The 12,573-nt window shown below is 62.6% G+C and carries 15 protein-coding genes; 5 read left to right on the top strand and 10 right to left on the bottom strand.

The features are described from left to right. Positions 1 to 104: 104 nt before the first annotated feature. The 5 genes from soxA to QGV55_RS15990 all read right to left on the bottom strand — a co-directional run bounded on the left by soxA (position 105) and on the right by QGV55_RS15990 (position 3,125). Positions 105 to 929: a sulfur oxidation c-type cytochrome SoxA gene (gene soxA, locus QGV55_RS16010; protein WP_281019647.1), complete on the bottom strand. Its 825-nt coding sequence runs from the start codon at positions 927 to 929 to the stop codon at positions 105 to 107. 33 nt (positions 930 to 962) lie between these two features. Next, positions 963 to 1,289, bottom strand: a complete 327-nt coding sequence (soxZ, locus tag QGV55_RS16005; RefSeq protein ID WP_281019648.1) for a thiosulfate oxidation carrier complex protein SoxZ — start codon at positions 1,287 to 1,289, stop codon at positions 963 to 965. A gap of 18 nt (positions 1,290 to 1,307) precedes the next feature. Further along, complete coding sequence (gene soxY, locus QGV55_RS16000; RefSeq protein WP_281019649.1) at positions 1,308 to 1,757, bottom strand: thiosulfate oxidation carrier protein SoxY; 450 nt, start codon at positions 1,755 to 1,757, stop codon at positions 1,308 to 1,310. Between the two features lie 25 nt (positions 1,758 to 1,782). Then, positions 1,783 to 2,250, bottom strand: a complete 468-nt coding sequence (gene soxX, locus QGV55_RS15995) for a sulfur oxidation c-type cytochrome SoxX (RefSeq protein ID WP_281019650.1) — start codon at positions 2,248 to 2,250, stop codon at positions 1,783 to 1,785. A gap of 140 nt (positions 2,251 to 2,390) precedes the next feature. Continuing rightward, entirely contained in the window at positions 2,391 to 3,125 is a 735-nt protein-coding gene (locus QGV55_RS15990; protein WP_281019651.1) for a cytochrome c biogenesis protein CcdA, read from the bottom strand. Between the two features lie 43 nt (positions 3,126 to 3,168). On the opposite strand from QGV55_RS15990, the gene QGV55_RS15985 reads away from it, so the two are divergent. The 4 genes from QGV55_RS15985 to QGV55_RS15970 all read left to right on the top strand — a co-directional run bounded on the left by QGV55_RS15985 (position 3,169) and on the right by QGV55_RS15970 (position 6,431). Continuing rightward, the gene (locus QGV55_RS15985; RefSeq protein WP_281019652.1) at positions 3,169 to 3,540 is read left to right on the top strand and encodes a hypothetical protein; all 372 of its coding nucleotides are present in this window, start codon (positions 3,169 to 3,171) and stop codon (positions 3,538 to 3,540) included. Positions 3,541 to 3,551: 11 nt separating this feature from the next. Further along, positions 3,552 to 3,878 (top strand): metalloregulator ArsR/SmtB family transcription factor, encoded by a 327-nt coding sequence (locus tag QGV55_RS15980; RefSeq protein WP_281019653.1) that lies wholly within the window; start codon positions 3,552 to 3,554, stop codon positions 3,876 to 3,878. Between the two features lie 77 nt (positions 3,879 to 3,955). Further along, the gene (locus tag QGV55_RS15975) at positions 3,956 to 4,384 is read left to right on the top strand and encodes a VOC family protein (RefSeq protein WP_281019654.1); all 429 of its coding nucleotides are present in this window, start codon (positions 3,956 to 3,958) and stop codon (positions 4,382 to 4,384) included. A 148-nt stretch (positions 4,385 to 4,532) separates the two neighbouring features. Then, the gene (locus QGV55_RS15970) at positions 4,533 to 6,431 is read left to right on the top strand and encodes an asparagine synthetase B family protein (RefSeq protein WP_281019655.1); all 1,899 of its coding nucleotides are present in this window, start codon (positions 4,533 to 4,535) and stop codon (positions 6,429 to 6,431) included. A gap of 12 nt (positions 6,432 to 6,443) precedes the next feature. On the opposite strand, the gene QGV55_RS15965 is transcribed toward QGV55_RS15970, so the two are convergent. The 3 genes from QGV55_RS15965 to QGV55_RS15955 form a co-directional block, all read right to left on the bottom strand. Continuing rightward, positions 6,444 to 7,298, bottom strand: coding sequence for a sulfotransferase domain-containing protein (locus QGV55_RS15965; protein ID WP_281019656.1), 855 nt, complete (start codon positions 7,296 to 7,298; stop codon positions 6,444 to 6,446). A 1-nt stretch (position 7,299) separates the two neighbouring features. Beyond that, entirely contained in the window at positions 7,300 to 8,202 is a 903-nt protein-coding gene (locus QGV55_RS15960) for a hypothetical protein (protein ID WP_281019657.1), read from the bottom strand. Positions 8,203 to 8,387: 185 nt separating this feature from the next. After that, positions 8,388 to 9,632 (bottom strand): nucleotidyltransferase family protein, encoded by a 1,245-nt coding sequence (locus tag QGV55_RS15955; protein ID WP_281019658.1) that lies wholly within the window; start codon positions 9,630 to 9,632, stop codon positions 8,388 to 8,390. A 458-nt stretch (positions 9,633 to 10,090) separates the two neighbouring features. Here QGV55_RS15955 and QGV55_RS15950 point away from each other — a divergent pair, with 458 nt between their 5' ends. Then, positions 10,091 to 10,243 carry a hypothetical protein gene (locus QGV55_RS15950; protein WP_281019659.1) on the top strand — a complete coding sequence of 51 codons (153 nt, stop codon included), beginning with the start codon at positions 10,091 to 10,093 and terminating at the stop codon, positions 10,241 to 10,243. Between the two features lie 164 nt (positions 10,244 to 10,407). Here QGV55_RS15950 and QGV55_RS15945 read toward each other — a convergent pair whose 3' ends face one another. Continuing rightward, entirely contained in the window at positions 10,408 to 12,108 is a 1,701-nt protein-coding gene (locus QGV55_RS15945; protein ID WP_281019660.1) for an ABC transporter ATP-binding protein, read from the bottom strand. Further along, the gene (locus tag QGV55_RS15940; RefSeq protein ID WP_281019661.1) at positions 12,105 to 12,560 is read right to left on the bottom strand and encodes a lasso peptide biosynthesis B2 protein; all 456 of its coding nucleotides are present in this window, start codon (positions 12,558 to 12,560) and stop codon (positions 12,105 to 12,107) included. The genes QGV55_RS15945 and QGV55_RS15940 overlap by 4 nt, the downstream gene beginning before the upstream one ends. Positions 12,561 to 12,573 lie beyond the last annotated feature (13 nt).

Below are 12,573 nucleotides of genomic sequence, written 5' to 3'. Positions count from 1 at the left end.
CTGGATGTCGAGAGGGCTGAGACAGGAAGGGCTCCGAATCGCATTCGATCCGGAGCCCTCAAGAGGTGGTCGGCGCAGCTTTGTGCCGACCGCGGGGAAGAAGGCTACTGACGGACCGCGGGTGACTCGACCGGCAGGTTCTGACCGCGCCACGCCACATAGAGCTCCAGCGCCACGAACTCGTCCGATCCGACATCAAAGGGCTTGGCACGGATGTTCTTCATGCAGCCCTTGAAGCGGCGATGCACGGAGCCGAGCTTCTGCCATTTCAGGCGATAGGTCGGAAAGCCGTTGATCTGGCCCTGGCTGAGCATGTCGGCGCGGATGTTCTTGCCGTAATTGTCCTCGTGACAGTTGGCGCAGGACATGTCGAGCTGACCGACACGGGTGTAATAGATGTCCTTGCCCTTCTCGAACCAGGGGGTCATCTGACCGTCGGTCTTCACCGCAACCGGCATGCCGCGGGACTGGCTGGCAACATAGGCGGCCATGCCAAGCATCTCGTCCGACTCCCAGCCCCATTCATCGGCCTGCATCCGCTCGGTGCGGCAGTCATTGACCTGCTGCTGCAGCGTCATCGGCTTGCCCTTGGCCTCGTTCCACTTCGGGTAGGAAGCCTTGACGCCCTTCATGCTCGTGGTCGCATCGCCATGGCAGTCCGCACACGACTTGCCCGCCGCGCCATCGGCGGTCGACCAGAGTTCCTCACCCGCATCGACCCAGATGTATGCCGGATTGTCGAAATCATCGTCCTGCAGCATCTGGGTTTCCTTGTTGCGGAACTCATAGCCGGAGATGATCTTCTCGAGCGGATGGTTTTCGGCCGTGGGCTTCACGCCTTTCAGCTTGTCGGTATCCAGTTCGGCGTGCGCCGGCATCGCCAGCGTCGCCATCAGAATCACCGCGCCTGCGGTCAGGATCTTCTTCATGTTGTTTCCTCCCTGAACAGTCCGGACCGGTCTTCAGCCGATCTTGAGCTTGGACTTCGTGGTGTAGACGGAGCCGTCATCATCCACCCAGGTGAAGGTGAACTCCCCCGGACCCGGCACTTTCATGGTGAACTCCAGGAACGGATTGGCGGAGATCGCCGGATCGATATCGACAGCGAAGATCTGCTGGCCCTCGAACTCGGCGGTGAACTTGTTGATGATCTGCCGCGGGATCAGGTTGCCGTCCTTGCCCTTGCGCAGGCCGGATTCCATCTTGTGCGAGATCAGGGTCTTGATGGTGATGACCTCGCCCACCGTGGCGGTCTTCGGAACCTTCACGCGGGGTTTTGACTTTGCCATTTCCTGGTTCTCCCCTGATCAGCCGCCGCAGCCGCCGATGGTGACCTTCACGGCAGCCTTGGCCATGTGATAGGTCCCGTCGGACAGCTCGGCGATTGCGATGATGTTCTGTGTCTTTGCCAGGCGCATGCGGGTGTTGGCCTCGGCGGAGCCGCTCAACGGGCTGAAGTGCATGGTGGCAACGGCGGGACGCGGATTGCCGTCAGCCAGAATGCGTACCCGCTTGACGTAGTTGTCGGCAGTCATCGGGCTGTCGATGCTGACGCCGATCGGCACGGTATTGCCGTTCTCCGCGATCTCCGGTGCCGTCAGTGAAACGACATCGTCTTCCATGACTGTCGCACCGCCGGTGAAGGCCTTGATTTCCTCATCAGTGGTGTTGGCGAGCGCGCCGCCCCTGAAGGGCGTGAGGGTGACAAACAGGGCACCTGCGCCCAATGCCAGCGCTTCTCTGCGATTGAGTTTCATGGCTGAAACCTCCTTCGGGCTGTGGCTATTCCTTGAGGGTCGAGACATAGGCGATGATGTCCTCGACCTGCTGTGCAGTCAGGATCGTCGTGCCCGCGAACTTCTTGGCCGTACGGGTGCCGGTCCTGTCGCTGTAGAAGGCAGGCATGATCGTCTGGTCACCGAAAATCTTCTTCGGGTTGGAGATGATCGCGCGCAGCTGGGCCGGTTCCCAGCGGTCGCCGGCACCATCCAGGGTGGGGCCGACTTCACCGTGAAACGGTTCCGAGGCCTGATCCGCGTTCTGGTGACAGGCCAGGCAGTTGCCCAGCTTGCGGTTGGCAAACCAGTCACGGCCCGCGGCAACATCGCCGGGTGTGCCGGTCAGTGATTTCTCGACCGCGAACTCATCGTTCACCATCACCTGCGATGGCGCCGTGACCTCACCGGCCACGGCCGAAACCGTGAACGCGCCGGCTGCAAGCGCCGAAATGACATAGACGGATGCTTTCACTTGTCCCTCCCTGATCCCGGGTAACCGTATGGATCGGTCACTCCGCTTCTTGTTGCTTATGTCTTCAGGAATACGCGAACGGCGGAATGAAATCAAAATAAATATTGCAATATTTGAATGTGCAATCCGTAACCGTCGGATCAGCCTGCGCCCCCGAGTGCGGGAAACATTTCCTGCATCCAGAAACCAAGCTCGTTCATCGATCCGGTCATGATCAGGAATCCGGTGACGATCAGCAGACCGCCCATCATCTTCTCCACCAGTCCGAGGTTCTTTCGGAACCGGGCCATGAAGCCGAGGAACGCGGAGGAGAATATCGCCGCCAGCAGGAAGGGGATGCCGATACCTGCCGCATAGGCGGCGAGCAGAAGCGCGCCGCGTGACATCGAGTCCTCGGCCCCGGCCATGAACAGGATTCCGGCCAGCACCGGACCGACGCAGGGCGTCCACCCGAAGGCGAACGCCAGGCCTACGAAATAGGCGCCCAGCCAACCTGCCCTGGTGCCGCCGGCATGGTAGCGGACTTCCCGGAACAACAGGCCGATGCGGAAGATTCCCATGAAGTGCGCCCCCATGAGGATCAGCACGACGCCAGCCACGATCGCAAGAATGCCGAAATATTCGGATACGGCGCTGCCGATGGTGCTGGCTGTCGCACCCAGGGCGACGAACACGGTGGAAAAGCCGAGCACGAAGAGGATTGCCTTGGCGATGATCTGGCGGCGGTCGACCGTGTCGGTGCCGCTGCTGAGCTGTTCGAAGCTTATTCCAGCAAGATAGCAGAGGTATGGTGGTACCAGCGGCAGAACGCAGGGTGAGAGGAAGGAAAGCAGCCCTGCCAGCAGCGCGCCGCTGATCGTGATATCGAATTCCATCACACCATTTGCCCAAATATTCCAGTTATCCTATGTATGGCGCATGAAAGCACTGCTTGCGTCAATTGTGTTGTTTGCCGGTCTGCTGGTCGCCCCCCTGTCCCACGCGGGTGAACCACGGACTGCGCTCGTGATGTTCGAGCAGCAGAACTGCGAATGGTGCGCGGCCTGGTTCAGTGAGATCGGGCCCATCTACCCCCTGACAGCAGAGGGCAAACGCGCGCCGATCCGCCGCGTGGACATTCACGATCCCATGCCCGATGACTTGGCTCATATTGAAGGATCGCGATTCACCCCTACCTTCGTGCTGATACACAACGGGCAGGAGGTCGGACGCATTCGCGGCTACCCGGGCGAGGATTTCTTCTGGGGACTGCTGGACCAGTTGATGCAGAGACTGCCGCCACAAGGCTGAAGGGATTGTCAATGTCGATTGTCAGCCTGCTGAAGCAGGAAGATGACACGGATGCTCTGATGGAGAATGCCCGCCGGGCCGCTGCCTTCCTGAAGGCCATCGGGCACGAGAGCCGCCTGGTGATTCTGTGCACACTCGCCGAAGGCGAGAAGTCCGTCGGCGAGTTGGAGAAGCTGCTGAAACAGCGCCAGGCCGGTGTCTCCCAGCAACTTGCCCGGCTGCGGTCGGAAGGTCTCGTCAAGGCCCGGCGCGACGGCAAGATGGTCTATTATTCGCTGTCCAGTGACGAGGCCCGTGCGGTTGTCGGAATCGTCTACCAGATGTTCTGCGCCAGGTAGGTATCACGCAGTACGGCTTCCGCTGAACCGCCCGCATGCTGTAGCCTGCCGGACCGCCGCAAAGATGGAGACCGTCCGTGACCGAAGCGCCCCTCAGCCCGTTCCATCTCGCCTTCCCGGTTCATGACCTGGCGGCAGCCCGCAGCTTCTACGGTGACCTGCTCGGCTGTCCGGAGGGGCGCAGTTCCGATGACTGGATCGACTTCAACTTCTACGGCCACCAGATCGTGGCGCATCTGGCGCCGGACGAGACCGGGGAAGCGGCGACCAATGCCGTTGACGGGCACGGCGTGCCGGTGCGGCACTTCGGCGTTGTCCTGCCGATGGACCAGTGGAAGGCCGTGGCGGAGAAGCTGCAGGGCGCGGGCGTCGACTTCGTCATCGATCCCTACATTCGCTTCAGGGGCGAACCGGGCGAGCAGGCAACCATGTTCTTCAAGGATCCCAGCGGCAACGCCGTCGAGATGAAGGCTTTCGCCGATATCGGCAAGCTGTTTGCGAAGTAGTCCGCGATCCTGGCGCGTGCGCCGGGCTTGAGAAGCATACCCGCAAGCGCCATAAGAGCCTGAGCCGTCCGGGAGCGTCTCTGGCGTTCCCGGTCGGCCGCGGGACGTGATGCTGCCGTCCCGGCGAAAGGTAGCGACGGAGACATTGATGATCGGCCTTTATGCGCTGTGGCACGACCCGGATGCGGTGCAATCCCGCGCCGCCGCGTTCGCGCCCGCTTTCAGGGTCGGTGAGGTTCTGCCGCGTGCGACGGTGCACAATGGTGCACTGGTCTGTGACGGCTACGCCGGGCCGGGTCGGGAACCGGCCAGGACGCCCGATGGTTCGGTGGTGCTGCTCTACGGCTTCATCGAGAACCGGGCCCGTTGCCGCGCGGAACTTGGTGTGGAGGCGCCCGGCGATGACGCGATCTATGCCGCCGGCTATGCCCGCTGGGGGGAGGATGTGGATCAGCGTCTGACCGGCGAATACGCGACCATCCTGGTCGAGGCGCATGGCAAGCGTGTACGGATCGCCCGCAGTCCGATCAAGTCGCCCGCCCTCTATTTCAGGCGGGACAGGGATCGGCTGATCGCGACAACCGCCGTGCAGGCAATCTTCAGTACCGGCGAGATCGCGCGGGAACTGGACGAGCAGAAGATCGCCGACACGCTCTATCTGAACTACAGGGAGGAACGGCGGGCCTGGTTCAGGGGGGTGACAAGGTTGCCCCGCGGCACCCGGGCGTGGTTCACGCCGGACGGCGTCACCGAGACCTGCTTCTTTCGGATCGAGGACATTCCGCCGGTTCGCCTGAAACGCGACAGTGACTATGTCGAAGCCGCCGATGCCCTCTTTCGGGAGGCGACGGAAGCAGCGCTGGAGGGTTTCGAGCGCCCGGCTGTCAGTCTCTCGGGGGGACTGGATTCTCAGGCTGTCGCGGCATACACGATGCTCGGGCGACCGGGGCAGCCCCTGTTGTCATTCACATCGGTGCCAGAGCCAGGTTGGGTTCCGCCGAACCCGGACGCCATGGTGAACGAACGCCCGCATGTCGAGGCGCTGGCAGCGATGTACCCCGAACTTCGTCCGGCCTGGATCACCTCCGGGGACCGCGACCTTTCCCATTTTCAGCGCGAGCTGTTCGAAACGGCAATGACCGCGCCGCGCAACGGCGCGAACCTGCACTGGGTGCACGACGTGCGGGCGGCGGCCAGGGAAGCCGGTGCCGATGTTCACCTGACCGGCAACATGGGCAACCTCACCTTCAGCTATCATGGCCGCGGCATGCTGCAGGACCTGCTCCGGCAGGCGCGGCTGGTGCGTCTGGCCAGGGAACTCTGGCACGGCGGCCCGGTCGGCAAGCTGCCGCTGCGCGTTGCACGGGAATCGGTCCTGCCATTCCTGCCGGCAGGCCTGCAGCGGCGAATTCGGCGCCGGTTCGGCAAGCTGGAGGAATCGCCGTTCGATACCTGGTCACCGCTCAATGCAGAGTTCGCGAGGGACATGGCTGTCGAAAGCCGTGCGCGGCAGCTTGGGTTCGATCCGGATTTTTCTCCCGTGACTTCGGTACTTGATTTCCGCACGAGGTCTTCGGGAAATGCGGCAAACGAAACCGGGGACATGTCCTATGCGCTTGATCGGCTGCACGGTATTCCCAGTCGTGATCCGACACGCTACCGCGCGCTGCTGGAGTACTGTTTCGCCATCCCCACGGAGCAGTACCTGAACCTGGGTCGCAGCCGCTGGCTCGCCCGTCGGATGCTGCGGGGCAAGGTGCCCGCGATGGTGCTCGACGAACGGCGGAAGGGCCGTCAGGCCGCTGACTGGGCAAGCCGGGTGCGTCCTCGGCGGGACGCCATCCTCTCGGAGCTGGAGTGGCTTTCCACGGATCCACTGGTCTCCAGGTACCTGGATTTCGACCGGCTCCAGGAAGCCGTGCGAAACATGCCGGCCGATGATCGCGACATCAGTGAAGCTGACGACAGGACTCTCAACCTTGCCCTCAGCCGGGGCCTGACCACCGCCCGCTTTGTCCGGTTCATCAACGGACGCAACGATATCTGATCCGCAATGTGTTCAGACCGGCTTTCCCGTTTGATCGAGATAGCCGAACCGCTGCATCACCGTGCCATGATCCCTGATGATGCGTGACACCTGGCCTTCGTTCAGGCTCGTGCGCCAGTCACCGGCCTGTCCCTTGCGGAAGAACCGCTCGGCACGCGCGGGACGTTCGCGAAACCCTGACTGGGCCTCCTGGGCCGCCACAACCTCGAACTGGCTGAAGGCGATGGCCCGCCCAAGCCGCTCCTCATCCTGCTCCATATCCAGAAACCTCACGACCTTGCCAAAGGTCCCGACGGGGTCTGCATGCATGTCCTCGTAACGCAGGGTCAGGAGATTCAGGTCCGGTGCATCGACCCAGCTGGTCACATGGTGCGACCAGGTCCCCATGAACTGCAGCAACTGATCCGACAGCGCCCGGTCGGACCGGGCCAGCGCATAGTCAGGGTTGGCCATATGGCTGATCGCATCGTCGATGCTGCAACCACGGTGATTGGCGTAGGAGGGGGCGACATCCAGTGGGTTGCGGATAACGTAGATCGCCCCGCGGGTTGCCACATCATCGACAAGCGGGCGACCGGACACCGTGATGCGATAGGCATCATGAATCTTGTGGAAGCCTGTCTCGGCCTCGGTGCTGGTCCAGCGATAGACCTCCGGCCGAAGGTTCTCGATCTCATCCTGCCTCAGATCCGCCGTATCGAAGCCGCAGACATCATCGACCCATATGCGGCTCGAAGCGATCATGCCGGTATTCAGTTCGTTGATGTCGCACGGCTGTCCTTCGTCCCTCCTGTAGTTCATCAGGAACGTCCGCAGCCAGGTGTTTCCTGACTTGGGATAGGATGCCAGCCAGAAAATCCCGCTCATCTCAGCCGTGTTCCCGGGCGTCTGCAAGCAGATGGTCCATCAGGCTCTCGATATCGAAACCGGCCTTGGGCCGGATGATCTTTGCCATGTGCACCTTGCCGGCCAGTTCTCCACAGCGTTGCAGATGTTCCGGCCGCAGGGCCATGCCTTCCATGAACCGGCGCCGGTACGTGTTGTCCCGCAGGGGCCGGAAGCGGTTCATTCCGGTGATCGGCTCGATCTCGATCCCGCTTCTGTTCGAACTCCCGAGCATGTAGATCCAGCGCACTGGCAGAGGGGTGTCCTGGAACCTCTCTGTGATCGGAAGACTGAACTTGTTCAGGTCCGGTCGCACACGGACCTTTCCCGTGACATCAATGCCAAGTTTCTGCGTCGTGTCCTGCCAGATCTTCAGGCGGGGGAATCCCGGCACGGCTGCACAATTGGCATCGATCGGTACGACGTCATCCGCCAGGATCCGGTGGCCACGTTGCATCAGCGCCGTGGCAAGGGTCGATTTGCCCGAACCGGAAGGACCGACACAGACAAGGCACTTGCCATCTACCTCTATCGCATTGCCATGCAGCAGCAGATATCCGCGCTGGAAGAGCAGGGCGCCGAGCGCCGAGCCCAGCAGGAAGACGCGCACCGAGGCCTCGTCGATACCGGGCTCGGGCGCGATCCGGATCTCCCGCCCCAGCCGGACCGAGTAGCGTGCGATGCCGGGAACCATCAGCCAGAAACAGTCGTCGTTCACCCAGACGAAAGGCGAGATCTGCCTGCCGCTGTTCAACTCGCTGTCCGGTATCGGGGCATGGGAGACATGGACATCCGCATTGCCGTCACCGACGGCTGCGGACTGGAGTTCCGGCAGCGGGAATTCCGAAGAAATGGTCAGCCCGTAGGCCCGGTAGTCATGATGCATGGCTCATCCACTGCATTCCTGTGCTGCACCGTCACGGCTCGGTGCCGGACGTCGGCTCTGGTTCCCTGTGGGCCGGTCGTGTCAGATGCCTGACTGCCGTTGTCGCCTGCGCCCGGTAGCTGTCCTAGCCTGTCAGGCCCTGCCGGTACAGTCCCCCCGGGACATTCGATCGACCGGTCGTCGCTTCAGCCTCGAAGCCAGCTGGTGAGTGTGCCCAGTCGGGCGGCGTCCTGTCGTGCACGCCGGTCGCGACGGCTGCGCATGAAATCGGCGAGCCGCAGCCGCAGCCGCCACCATTTCAGCGGATACCAGAAGATTATCCAGGGCGAGGCTGCTGATACCGGCACCTCGGTCGCGAGGTCGGCACGGCGCGGAAAGGCCCGTCGGAGAAGGATGCGGAGCCGCGCGGCAGTGGACAATTGTCCGGCCAGCTCCGCCTGCAGGGCAACGTCGCCGCGCGCTTCGAAGCTCCGCAGCAGGCTGCGCGCAGCAACGGTGATGATCGGGTCCTGAGGTGCCAGGATGCTTGCGGTCTCAGCGTCCCACTCGATGCTGGCATCTGGCCACTCCCGCTCAACCAGCCGCAGTACCAGTGCCAGGCCACGCGTTGCTCCCTGGGCACTCGCGAGCTGCCAGAGGCGGGGCCAGCTGATCGCGTGGGTTTCGAGCAGCCAGCCGATATCGCTCACGATCAGAGGCCCGTTGTTGAACTGGTGATCGATGGCGGCGTGGACCGCGAGATGCAGCAACAGGTCCTCCGTTCCTTCGAACGGGATCGAGCAACCGGCCACATCGCGTCGTATCTGGCGCGAGGCCATTGTCTCGTGGTTGCCGTGCGCAGAGTCGGTCCTCAGCAACTGGCTTGGCGAGATGGTTCTGGTGTGCACCTCCACAGTCGCGCCTCCCGGAATTCTCAGGGGCGGAAGATGCTTCCTGTCCTCCAGGTGCGCGGCAGGATCGCCGGGGTGCCCCGGCTTTCGCCCCAGACCGTTCGCCTGCAGGGCCTCGAACCCTGCAATCGCCTGTGCATGCGGAACCAGAACATCGATGTCGCGCAGCGGACGCAGGCCGAGTTCCGGATAGGCGAACTGCGCCACATAGGCTCCCTTCATGAACAGGTGCGCGATACCTGCCTGCTCCAGGATCCGGCTTGTCCGGATCATGTCCCGTTGCATTGAAAGACCGCGAAGGGTTGCCCGCTGATAGGCAATGGCGAGGCGATCCCTCATCTCCGCCGGCAGGCGCGGCAGCAGTCCGGCCTTGCCCATGTTGTAGTGCAGGCAAGGGGCGAACCGATGTTCCATCGCCCATTCGAGAACCTGTGACAGATCCTCGCCCGACATCGCCTCAATGACATGCTTCGGGATCGATTCCGGTCGACACATCAGTCGGAGGGCCAGTTCCTCCAGTGATGCTACCCGTTCGGTCATGCCGGTTTCCTGATCTCGCGTTGGGACTCGGCAACATGCCTGAATTGAAGTCCGGAGTCGTGACTACCTTCAACCAAGGCCCGGCACCGTGGTCAAGCACTCCCGAATGCCTGGGGGAAGTCGGGAGAGCGCTGTCCCGGCCAGCGGTTGAAGAAGGCAAGACCATACAGGACCCGGCGCCGTGAAGCGCTGAATGATGGTATGCGGTCTGCCAGCGGCACCATTCGATACAGGGTAAGTGGATGTTCCCGGTCTTCCGGCAAAGCCGCTCCTGGGTGGGGAAGCCGATCAGAAGAGGCTCGAATCCGAGCGAAGGGTTGCTGCAGAGGGGGCTTGACACATTCGGGGCTGCCGGTGATAAGCATAGGAACAGGACCGCTTCAGTTTTTCCGACTGGCTGGTGTTCCGTGGCCCGTTGCAAGAGTTCGAATCCAGATTTACCGTAGTGGAAACACCTGATGACAAAGCATGAAATCTCAACCGATGGCGTCGTTGGCGAAGACCACATGAAGAAGATGGTCTACGAGGCTCCAGTACTGCGGGTTCTGGACACGGGTGACACCGCGAACGATATCGCCCCCTCCAACGACGGTGCCACCACGTCGAGCTGACGCCCGGCTTCCTGTTCGGTTCTGACGCATTGATCGGGTCAGGCTATTGCAGTGCTGCAATGGCCTTTCCCTCGTTTTCGGTGCCGGTGAAGTCCCGTTCCTGAGAAGCTTTGCCAGAGCCTGAAGCGTCTGGTTTCCGTGCGGCCCGGCCTGACTGCCGCGCGCTACGGGCTGGCGATTCTTCCTTCTCTCAATTCGATGACCTGATCTGCATTCCGCAAGGTTTCTGTGCGGTGCCCGATCAGCAGAACTGTCATCTGCCCGTGCAGCGTTTCCAGCGCTTCACTGATCGCAGCCTCGTTCTCCGCATCCAGCGCACTCGTTGCCTCGTCCAGGATCAGCAGGCTGGGGCACCGCAGCAAGGCGCGTGCGAGCGCGATGCGCTGGCGTTCACCGCCTGAGAGCCTGACACCATTGTCGCCGACCACGGTGTCCAGGCCGTCATGCAATTTCATGACGAAATCCGCCGCGGCCTGGGCAAGTGCCGCCAGCAGTTCCGATTCGGTTGCCGCGGGATTTCCGAACAGCAGGTTTGCCCGGATCGTGTCGTGAAACAGGAACGTATCCTGTGGCACGTAGGCAACATTTCGCCGCCAATTCACCCGACTGGTGCCGTCCAGAGGTACATCATCGATCGTCATGGTGCCTTCGTCGGGGACGATCAGGCCCATCAGTATGTCCGCGAGAGTACTCTTCCCCGCGCCGGAAGGGCCGGTGATCGCGGTGGTGGTTCGCGCGGCCAGTCTGAGGTTGATTTCATGCAGGGCCGGACGGTCCCGCCGGGCGTAGGTCAGGGACACATCCTTCAGGTCGATAGCGTTGACGACAGGCCATTCTCCATGGGCGTCATCGGCAACCGCTTCCGCATGCTCGCCACTCTCGGCAACGAAACGGTCGATGGCCTCCAGCGCCGGCTCGGCGTTCAGCCAGCGGTGCAGGAACTGCTGCGCGGAGAGCAGCAGGGGCATCAGGCGGGCAAACAGGAATGTCAGGGCCAGCAACTCGGCCAGCGGCAGTTCCAGCCAGGTCAGGCCGACAAGAACATAGAGCGCAAGCAGGGCTGCCCCTATCACCTGCTGCAGGTTCCGCATCAGGCTGGTCTCGATCCCGAACCGGAGCTGGTTGCGCCGGACGCGGGCCACCGTCCGGACCAGAAGATCGATGTGTCGTGACTCGCTGCCCAGGATCTTGGTCAGCTTCAGGCCGCCGAAGGACTGCTGGACATTGGCCATCAGATCGCGGTTCGCATCGACCTGCTGCGATCCAAGCCGCAACGCGCTCGCCCGGATGCGTCGCATCGCGACATAGCCGATGGCCGCCGCGAACAGCACCAGTCCGGCCATCGCGGGGGAGAAGACGAAGGCGGCGGCGAAGTAGGCAAGGGCCGTGGCAAGGGTGGTGAGCAAGGTCAGGCCGGCGCTGAGTCCGTTTCCGACCCGATTCACTTCCCCCAGCACCAGGGTCATGTGGTCGGTGCGTGTCTGTTCGGTGATCCAGCGCCAGTCGGCCCGGAGCAAGCGGCTGATACAGACCTCCCGCAGGTGATCGACGACCTGGTGCTGCAACATCAGCCCTGCGCGGTCCTTGGCGAACTGAAGCGCACTGCGCACGGCGATGAGCGCGACGAAGACAGAGAGGAAACCGACAGGTGTCGGGGGAATCCCGAATGCCGCGAGCAGATCCAGCAGGTGCCGGACGATGGCATTTTCTGCCTCTCCCCCGGTCAGGGACGAAAGCAGCGGCACCAGCAGTATGAAACCAATGCCTTCCGTGAGACTTCCCGCCAGCAGCAGAAGCGCCAGCACGATGACCTGTCCCCGTGGTGCGCGCTGCAGCAATCGCAGCAGCCGTTGCAGGTGAATCATTGGTGGATGTCCCCTGCCGGCATCCGCCCGACGAACATGCGCACCACACGATAACGCCCGAAGCCGGTGCCACCACTCACCGGAACCGGCCCGGCCATCACCCAGGCATGCGCGTCCATGCCCTGCGGTCCCTCCGACGGCGCGAGGCCGAAGTAGATCGCATGCGGTATGCGATAGAGGCGCAGGAGAGTACGTGCCGCAAGCGCTTTCGGATAGCAGTTGGCGGTCCAGGGGCAGTATTTCGCGGCAATGCTGATGGTGCTGCGAATATCGCGGGCGCGTCTGATCTGGTCCGGGTTCGCCAGGGGTATCCAGTTCTCGACCCCCAGATCCTCCCCATAGAAAGGCGCCATGCGTTTCAGCGGCAGGGTCAGGATCAGTGCCCGATAGAGTCCCAGCAGCAGCCAGGTCGGAAAGAGCCAGAACAGGGTGAAGCCCGACTGGTCACGCATCGAACGGAATTTG

This window comes from Minwuia sp. IMCC3009 (assembly GCF_029909415.1).
Lineage (GTDB): Bacteria > Pseudomonadota > Alphaproteobacteria > Minwuiales > Minwuiaceae > Minwuia.
The sequence above is the reverse complement of the archived record's forward strand: the minus strand, read 5'-3'. Positions and strand labels throughout refer to the sequence as shown.

What these genes read in the sequence shown, in the direction of transcription:
- soxA (WP_281019647.1), bottom strand. Translation starts at nt 929, where the DNA reads ATGAAGAAGATCCTGACCGCAGGCGCGGTGATTCTGATGGCGACGCTG.
- soxZ (WP_281019648.1), bottom strand. Translation starts at nt 1,289, where the DNA reads ATGGCAAAGTCAAAACCCCGCGTGAAGGTTCCGAAGACCGCCACGGTG.
- soxY (WP_281019649.1), bottom strand. Translation starts at nt 1,757, where the DNA reads ATGAAACTCAATCGCAGAGAAGCGCTGGCATTGGGCGCAGGTGCCCTG.
- QGV55_RS15990 (WP_281019651.1), bottom strand. Translation starts at nt 3,125, where the DNA reads ATGGAATTCGATATCACGATCAGCGGCGCGCTGCTGGCAGGGCTGCTT.
- QGV55_RS15985 (WP_281019652.1), top strand. Translation starts at nt 3,169, where the DNA reads ATGAAAGCACTGCTTGCGTCAATTGTGTTGTTTGCCGGTCTGCTGGTC.
- QGV55_RS15980 (WP_281019653.1), top strand. Translation starts at nt 3,552, where the DNA reads ATGTCGATTGTCAGCCTGCTGAAGCAGGAAGATGACACGGATGCTCTG.
- QGV55_RS15970 (WP_281019655.1), top strand. Translation starts at nt 4,533, where the DNA reads ATGATCGGCCTTTATGCGCTGTGGCACGACCCGGATGCGGTGCAATCC.
- QGV55_RS15965 (WP_281019656.1), bottom strand. Translation starts at nt 7,298, where the DNA reads ATGAGCGGGATTTTCTGGCTGGCATCCTATCCCAAGTCAGGAAACACC.
- QGV55_RS15960 (WP_281019657.1), bottom strand. Translation starts at nt 8,202, where the DNA reads ATGCATCATGACTACCGGGCCTACGGGCTGACCATTTCTTCGGAATTC.
- QGV55_RS15955 (WP_281019658.1), bottom strand. Translation starts at nt 9,632, where the DNA reads ATGACCGAACGGGTAGCATCACTGGAGGAACTGGCCCTCCGACTGATG.
- QGV55_RS15950 (WP_281019659.1), top strand. Translation starts at nt 10,091, where the DNA reads ATGACAAAGCATGAAATCTCAACCGATGGCGTCGTTGGCGAAGACCAC.
- QGV55_RS15945 (WP_281019660.1), bottom strand. Translation starts at nt 12,108, where the DNA reads ATGATTCACCTGCAACGGCTGCTGCGATTGCTGCAGCGCGCACCACGG.
- QGV55_RS15940 (WP_281019661.1), bottom strand. Translation starts at nt 12,560, where the DNA reads ATGCGTGACCAGTCGGGCTTCACCCTGTTCTGGCTCTTTCCGACCTGG.